This window comes from Pseudomonas sp. IPO3774 (genome assembly GCF_013386835.1).
In the GTDB taxonomy this organism is placed as follows: Bacteria; Pseudomonadota; Gammaproteobacteria; order Pseudomonadales; family Pseudomonadaceae; genus Aquipseudomonas.
In genome coordinates, this window is the sequence record NZ_JACAQY010000045.1 from 19891 (window position 1) to 27595 (window position 7705).

6 protein-coding genes are annotated in these 7705 nt (G+C 63.8%); all 6 read right to left on the reverse strand.

Features of this window, described 5'->3' with window-relative positions; translation table 11 throughout:
- Positions 1 to 20: 20 nt before the first annotated feature.
- Genes HYE77_RS23480 through HYE77_RS23505 form a run of 6 tightly spaced genes read right to left on the reverse strand, consistent with a single transcriptional unit; the run spans position 21 to position 7407 of the window.
- Positions 21 to 1031 carry a chemotaxis response regulator protein-glutamate methylesterase gene (locus tag HYE77_RS23480; protein WP_003219250.1) on the reverse strand — a complete coding sequence of 337 codons (1011 nt, stop codon included), beginning with the start codon at positions 1029 to 1031 and terminating at the stop codon, positions 21 to 23.
- Complete coding sequence (locus tag HYE77_RS23485; RefSeq protein WP_177069470.1) at positions 1028 to 3331, reverse strand: hybrid sensor histidine kinase/response regulator; 2304 nt, start codon at positions 3329 to 3331, stop codon at positions 1028 to 1030. The genes HYE77_RS23480 and HYE77_RS23485 overlap by 4 nt, the downstream gene beginning before the upstream one ends.
- Complete coding sequence (locus tag HYE77_RS23490) at positions 3328 to 4014, reverse strand: chemotaxis protein CheW (protein ID WP_008431115.1); 687 nt, start codon at positions 4012 to 4014, stop codon at positions 3328 to 3330. The genes HYE77_RS23485 and HYE77_RS23490 overlap by 4 nt, the downstream gene beginning before the upstream one ends.
- Positions 4011 to 5273, reverse strand: coding sequence for a protein-glutamate O-methyltransferase CheR (locus HYE77_RS23495; RefSeq protein WP_008431117.1), 1263 nt, complete (start codon positions 5271 to 5273; stop codon positions 4011 to 4013). The genes HYE77_RS23490 and HYE77_RS23495 overlap by 4 nt, the downstream gene beginning before the upstream one ends.
- Entirely contained in the window at positions 5273 to 5785 is a 513-nt protein-coding gene (locus tag HYE77_RS23500) for a chemotaxis protein CheW (RefSeq protein ID WP_177069471.1), read from the reverse strand. The genes HYE77_RS23495 and HYE77_RS23500 overlap by 1 nt, the downstream gene beginning before the upstream one ends.
- A complete protein-coding gene (locus HYE77_RS23505) occupies positions 5785 to 7407 on the reverse strand; it encodes a methyl-accepting chemotaxis protein (RefSeq protein ID WP_003219261.1) in 1623 nt (540 codons plus the stop codon). The genes HYE77_RS23500 and HYE77_RS23505 overlap by 1 nt, the downstream gene beginning before the upstream one ends.
- Between the last annotated feature and the right edge of the window lie 298 nt (positions 7408 to 7705).

Genomic DNA, 7705 nt, shown 5'->3' on the forward strand with positions numbered 1-7705 from the left:
AGGACAGCGTGTGATATCGGTCATTTTGCGAATACCTCCAGCAATCGTGGCGCAATTCTGTCCAATGGGCGAATTTCAACAGCCGCGTCAATCGCCGCTGCCGCTTTGGGCATGCCGTAAACAGCACAGCTTTGCTGGTCCTGCGCGATGGTCAGGTAGCCTTGCTGACGCATCAACTTAAGTCCCTGGGCGCCATCACGCCCCATCCCCGTCAACAGCACGCCAACGGCATCGCCATTCCAGTAGCTGGCGACGCTCTCGAAAAACACGTCGATGGACGGCCGGTAAATCTCATTCACAGGTTCGGCGGTATAGGCCAGCGTGCCGTTCTTCAGCAGACGAATGTGATGGTTGGTGCCCGCCAGCAACACGACGCCACTTTGGGGCGGCTCGCCTTCCCGGGCCAGGCGCACCGGCAGGCCCGAGGCACTGCTCAGCCATTCGGCCATGCCGGCGGCGAACACCTGGTCCACATGCTGCACCAGCACAATGGCCGGCGAGAAGTCCCGGGGCAAGCCCTTGAGCAGGGATTCCAGGGCAGCCGGGCCGCCTGCGGACGAACCGATGGCCACCAGGCTCTGGCGTTTGCCCGTGGCCCGCTGGGGCGCAGGCTCGGCCCGCACGCGGCTGCCACGCTGGCCAATCAGCCAGCCGATATTGAGGATCTTGCGCAACAGCGGTGCCGCGGCGTCCTTCGGATTGCCCACGCCCAGTGCAGGCGTGTCAACCACGTCCAGGGCGCCATGGCCCATGGCTTCGAATACACGGCTGACGTTGGCCTGGCGGTCGACGGTGACAATCAGGATCGCACAGGGCGTCTCGGCCATGATCTGCCGGGTGGCCTCCACACCGTCCATCACCGGCATGATCAGGTCCATCAGAATCAGGTCGGGCGTGAATTCGGCGCAACGCTGCACTGCTTCCAGGCCGTTGCCTGCAACCCACACCACTTCGTGGGCCGGCTCAAGGCTCAACGCCCGGCGCAAGGCCTCCACGGCCATGGGCATGTCATTGACGATCGCAATCCTCATGCCCGTGCTCCTCCAATCAGCTCCACCACCGCGTCCAACAGCGCGTCGTCATGGAAGCTGGCCTTGGCTAGATAATAGTCGGCGCCGGCGTCCAGTCCACGACGACGGTCTTCTTCCCGATCCTTGTAGGAAACAACCATCACCGGCAGGGATTGCAGGCGAGTATCACGGCGCAAGAGTGTGACCAATTCAATACCGTCCATGCGAGGCATATCAATGTCCGTGATCAGCAGGTCGAAGTCTTCGGAGCGCAGCGCGTTCCAGCCATCCATGCCATCGACTGCCACGGCCACTTCATAACCGCGATTAAGTAACAATTTGCGTTGCAGCTCGCGCACGGTCAGCGAGTCATCCACCACCAGAATACGCTTGCGCGGTGCTTCGAGGGTTTGCTGGGTGCGTCGGGCGATGCGCTCCAGACGACCGGTATTCAGCAGTTTGTCCACCGATCGCAGCATGTCTTCGACGTCGACGATCAGCACCACCGAACCGTCATCGAGCAACGCTCCGGCGGAGATGTCCTGGACCTTGCCCAACCGGTCGTCCAGGGGCAATACCACCAGCGTGCGCTCGCCGATAAAACGCTCCACGGCAATCCCGTAGACCGCATCGCGCTCGCGGATCACCACGACCTTCAGGGTTTCCTGACTGCCCTGCCCCGGCGGGCGCTGCAGCAACTGGCTGGCGGCGACCAGGCCGACATGCCGGCCTTCGTGCCAGAAATGCTGGCGACCTTCCAGTTGCACGATGTCGTCGGGCGCAAGATCGCACATGCGCTCGATGTGGGCCAGCGGGAAGGCGTAGGCCTCTTCGCCAACTTCCACCACCAGGCTGCGCACTACCGACAGGGTCAACGGCACCTCCAGGTGGAAGCGACTGCCCTGCCCCGCCGTCTGCTCCAGCACCACCGCGCCGCGCAACTGGCGCACCATATGCTGCACCGCATCCAGGCCGACCCCGCGCCCCGAGACCTCGGTGACCTTGTCCCGCAGGCTGAACCCCGGCAGGAACAGGAACGTGAGCAGTTCCTCTTCGCTCAGGCGCAGGGCGGTTTCCGCCGGCGACAAATGCCGGTCGACGATGGTGCCGCGCAGGCGCTCCAGGTCGACACCGTTGCCGTCGTCGCTCAACTCCAGCACCAGCAAGCCGGCCTGGTGAGACGCCCGCAGGCGGATCAGGCCTTCAGCCGGTTTGCCCGCCAGCAGGCGTTGTTCGGGCATTTCAATGCCGTGGTCCACAGCATTGCGCAGTAAATGGGTCAGCGGCGCTTCGAGCTTTTCCAGCACATCGCGGTCGACCTGGGTCTTCTCGCCTTCGATTTCCAGGCGCACCTGTTTACCGAGGCTGCGGCCCAGGTCACGCACCATGCGCACCTGCCCGGCCAGTACATCGGCAAACGGTCGCATGCGGCATGCCAGCGCGGTGTCGTACAAGACTTGGGCGCGCTGCCCGGCCTGCCAGCCGAACTCGTCGATTTCGGCGGTTTTTTCCGCGAGCAGCGCCTGGGCTTCGCTCAACAGGCGGCGGGTGTCGGCCAGGGCTTCCTGGGCTTCCAGGCTCAGGTCGACGGTCTTGAGGTGGCCGTCGAGGTTTTCCAGGGCGCGGGCGCTGTTGCTCTGGATGCGCTTGAGGCGTTGCAAGCTGGCGAGGTAAGGCTTGAGCCGCTGGGTTTCCACCAGGGACTTGCTGGACAGGTCCAACAGGCTGTTCAAGCGTTCGGCGGTCACCCGCAACACCCGCTCGCCGCCTTCGGTCATGCGCTTATTTTGGCGCGGCAGTTCGGCACTGACCGGCGGCGCGGGTTCGGGCTCCGGCGGCAGGGTCAGCAGCGCTTCCATCGACAATTCAGGTTCTGGCGCGGGCGTTGGCGGCGGCGCGGGCTTTGGCGCAGCGGGCGGTGCGACTTTCTGCGACGGATCGAGCAACCGCTCCATCAATGCCACATAGGACTCGATGTCCGCCGGGCCCACGGTATTGCCCGGCGTAGCAATGCGCATCAGCAAATCGGTGCCTTGCAGCAGTGCGTCGATATGTTCCGGCAGCAGGTACAAGCGGCTTTCCTGGGCGCTGACCAGGCAATCTTCCATCACGTGGGCCACGCTGACCCCCGCGTCCACCCCGACAATCCGCGCCGCGCCCTTCAGGGAATGGGCGGCGCGCATGCAGGCTTCGAGCTGGTCGGCCTGGGTCGGGTTGCGCTCCAGGGCCAGCAGGCCGGCGCTGAGCACCTGGGTCTGGGCGTCGGCTTCCAGGCTGAACAGCTCCAGCAGCGAGGCATCGCGCATCTGGTCGGGGGTCATGTGAGGCTCCGGGTCACGGCAGACAACAATTGCGCCTCGTCCAGCCAGCGCAGGCTGCGGCCTTTCCACTGCAACACCCCTTGGGTATAGCGGGCGCTGGCCTGGGTGCCGGAGGCAGACGCCGCGTTCAAGGTGCGTTCATCAATGGCATGGATACCGTCCACTTCGTCCACCGGCACCACCACGGGGCCGTCCTGCGCCGCGATGATCAGCATGCGCGGCATGATTCGTGCGCCACTGGGGCCGCTGCCGGTGCTGTCCAGCCCCAGCAATTCCACCAGGGACAGGCACGCCACCAGTGCGCCACGCACGTTGGCCACGCCCAGCAAGGCGCGGGAACGCTGATGGGGCAAGGAATGGATCGGCTGCAACGGCGCCACTTCCACCAGGCAGCGAGTGGCGATGCCCAGCCATTCTTCGCCGAGGCGGAACATCAGCAGCGAACGGGTGAGGACATCACCCTCGACTTCCGGCGTCGCGACGGGGCGGTGATCGTCCTGCTGCAAGGCATAACGGTCGAGCAGGCGCGTGGCGGCGGCGGAATACACCGAGCAATTGCGACAGTGAATGTGCTCGGCCAGCAACGGGCAGGACTTGTCACCGTGGATGCCGATGCGGTTCCAGCAGTCATCGATGGCCTGGGTATCGGCCAGGGTCAGGTTCAGGTCGGGATCCAGGGTCATGATTTACGCTCACTGTCAGCTCGCTCGCTGCGCGCGGCACGAGCCTGCAAACGCCGGGCGCCGGCGACATCGCCCTGGGACTCGAGCAACGCGGCCAGGTGCATCAAGGCCTGCGGGTGCTGGGGTTCCAGGTACAAGGCTTTTCTGTAATAACCCTGGGCTTCCAGGGCGCTGCCGGCCACATCGCTGAGCAGGCCCAGCCAATAAAACACCTGGGCCGCCGGCGGATGGCTCTGCAAATAACGCTCGCAGGCAGCACGGGCTTCCAGGCTCTTGCCTTCATTGGCCAGGGTCGCAATCTGACTGAGCAGATCGGCGGCGTCCGACTGCGGGGGCGGCGGCTTGATCGGTACCACTTGGGCACTGACGGTGCTGAATGGCCGGGGCCTGGTCGGGATAGGCGCGGCACTGCGCTGAGGAATCGGCGCGGGCATCGGCACAAATACCGGTTCAGGCGCGGGCTCCGCATGCCGGCTGAAGGCAAACGACTGCGGCACGCCAATCGAACGCATGCCCAGGCGCCCCAGCAGGCTGCCTTCGGCAGGACCGATAAACAGCACGCCGTCGACATGGGTCAGGCCCTTGAGCACTTCAAACACCTGCTTCTGGGTCGGCTGGTCGAAGTAGATCAGCAGGTTGCGGCAGAACACAAAATCGTAGGTGGGCTCGTTGGCCAGCAGCGTGGGGTCCAGCAGGTTGCCCACCTGCAGGCGCACTTGTTCGCGTACCCGGTCGGCAATCCGGTAGCCGTCGGTTTGATCGGTGAAGTGGCGATCGCGGAACTCGAGGTCCTGGCCGCGAAACGAATTCTTGCCGTACACCCCACGGCGGGCGCGCTCCACCGACAGCGGGCTGACGTCCATGCCCTGCACCTTGAACTGATGCGGTGCCAGCCCGGCGTCGAGCAAGGCCATGGCAATCGAATAGGGTTCTTCGCCGGTGGAACACGGCAGGCTGAGGATCCGCAGGGCGCGCATCTGCTTGATTTCGGCCAGGCGGGCGACCGCCAGCCGGCCCAGGGTGGCGAAGGATTCGGGGTAACGGAAAAACCAGGTTTCGGGGACGATCACCGCTTCGATCAGCGCTTGCTGTTCGTCGGTGGAGGCCTGCAATTGCTGCCAGTATTGATCTGCGGTCTGCGCGCTGAGCGCCATGCTGCGCTGGCGTACGGCACGCTCGATGATCGCTTCGCCCACCGAGGCAACGTCCAGGCCAATGCGCTCCTTAAGGAAGTCGAAGAAGCGTTGATCACTGCTCATCAACCCTCCTCGCCCGCGGCAAACAGCAGCGCCTGCACGTCAGCCGTCAGCAGGTCCGCCACGCCGATCCACTGCATCAAGCCACGCTCGTCTTCGCGCACCGGGCCCAGGTAACGGGCCTGGCGGTTGTCCAGGCCGTAGGGCTGGAACTCCGCCGGGTCACAGCGCAGGGTATCGGTGGCCTGTTCGAGGATCAGCCCCAGCCAGCGTGCCGGAGTGAGTGTATCCGGCTGATAATTGACCAACACCAGGCGCGTGCTGGTGCGGGCCTGGGCCGGCGTACCGAAGGTCAAGGCACTGAGATCGATCACCGGCACCATTGCCCCGCGATGGGCAAAGATCCCGGCGACCCACACAGGCGCATGGGCAATGGGCTTGAGCGGCAGGCGCGGCAGCACCTCGGCCACTTCCGTGGCCTTGAGGGCATACCGTTCATTACCGATGTGAAACACCAGGAACAGTGCTTTCTTCACTGCCGCAACAGCACCGCGTTTAGCCGCGAGGTCGTTCATCAGACTTTAAAACGCGACACGCCGCTGCGCAGGCCGACGGCGACCTGGCTCAGCTCGTCGATGGCAAAGCTGGCCTGACGCAGGGACTCCACGGTCTGGCTGCTGGCATCGCCCAACTGCACCAGCGCATGGTTGATCTGCTCGGCGCCGGTGGCCTGGGCCTGCATGCCTTCGTTGACCATCAACACCCGTGGCGCCAGGGCCTGCACCTGATGGATGATCTGCGACAACTGCTCGCCCACCTGCTGCACCTCGAACATGCCACGGCGCACTTCTTCAGAGAACTTGTCCATGCCCATCACCCCGGCCGACACCGCCGACTGGATCTCGCGCACCATCTGCTCGATGTCGTAGGTGGCCACGGCGGTCTGGTCGGCCAGGCGCCGCACTTCGGTGGCTACCACGGCAAACCCGCGACCGTACTCACCGGCCTTCTCGGCCTCGATGGCAGCGTTGAGGGACAACAGGTTGGTCTGGTCAGCGACCTTGACGATGGTCACCACCACCTGGTTGATGTTGCCGGCCTTCTCATTGAGGATCGCCAGCTTGGCGTTCACCAGGTCGGCCGCGCCCATCACCGAGTGCATGGTTTCTTCCATGCGCGCCAGGCCTTGCTGGCCGGAGCCGGCGGCCACCGAGGCCTGGTCGGCGGCGGTGGAGACTTCGGTCATGGTACGGACCAAGTCCTTGGAAGTAGCAGCGATCTCCCGCGAAGTAGCGCCGATCTCGGTGGTCGTCGCGGCGGTTTCAGTGGCCGTGGCCTGTTGTTGCTTGGAAGTCGCGGCAATCTCGGTGACCGAGGTGGTGACCTGTACCGAAGAGCGCTGTGCCTGGGACACCAGGGCGGTGAGCTCGGTCATCATGTCGTTGAAGCCGGTCTCTACTGCGCCGAATTCGTCCTTGCGTTCGAGGTTCAGGCGTTTGCTCAAGTCGCCGGTGCGCATGGTTTCGAGGATGTCGACGATGCGTTTCATCGGCGCCATGATCGCGCGCATCAGCAGCAGGCCGCAGAGGCCGGCGGCGAGGATCGCGAGGATCAGCGAGACGCCCATGCTGATTTTTGCAGCGGACACGGCGTCGTCGATAGCGTTGGTGGCACGGTCCGCGACGTTTTTGTTTTCGGTGATGATGTCGTTGAGCTTCATGCGGCCTGCGGTCCAGGTCGGGGTCAGCTCTTCGTCGAACACTTTGCGGGCGGCGGCGACGTCATTGCGTTGCAGGTTTTCAGTGACTGCAGCCAAAGCCTTGTTGTAGGCCTGGTGCAGGGCTTCGAACTTATCGAACTCGGCCTGATCCTCAGCGCCGTTGATAGTTGCCTTGTAATTGGCCATTTGCGTGATGATGCGCGCTTCGAAGGACTTGTAGTCGGCCTTGTCGGCTTCGGTGAGTGTCTTGTCTTTGCGCAGGCCGATGATGTCGAGGGTGTCGAGGTAGCTGTCGACCCATGCGCTGCGGATCATGGAGCTTAGGTAGACCCCGGGGACTGCGTCATCGCGGACTGACTCTTCGCCGGCCTCGATCTTCAACAGGCGTGAATACGAGACCACTACCATCAGCAGCATGATCGCGATGATGACCGCAAAGCTCGCCAAAATCCGTTGGCGCAAGGTCCAGTTCTTCACAGTAATTCCTCGAGGGCCATTCAAATGGAGAGGAGTATAGCTGAGCGGATGCCATCATTAATCAACGGGTTGTGGGATCTGGGTCACGCTCGGGGGAGGAAAGTTTTCTTGGGGGGGGCATATCCGTTGCTGCGGTAACGGCTGCTATTGGTTCCGCTCTTACAGCGGCTCACTTTTGAACAGCGCAAAAGTAAGCAAAACGCTCTTGCCCCACCACTCGGCACCTCGCCTAGGCTCGGTGTGCCCTCACTCCGGCTTTGGACCGTGGGCCGCCGCGATGGGCCATCCTTGGCCCAGC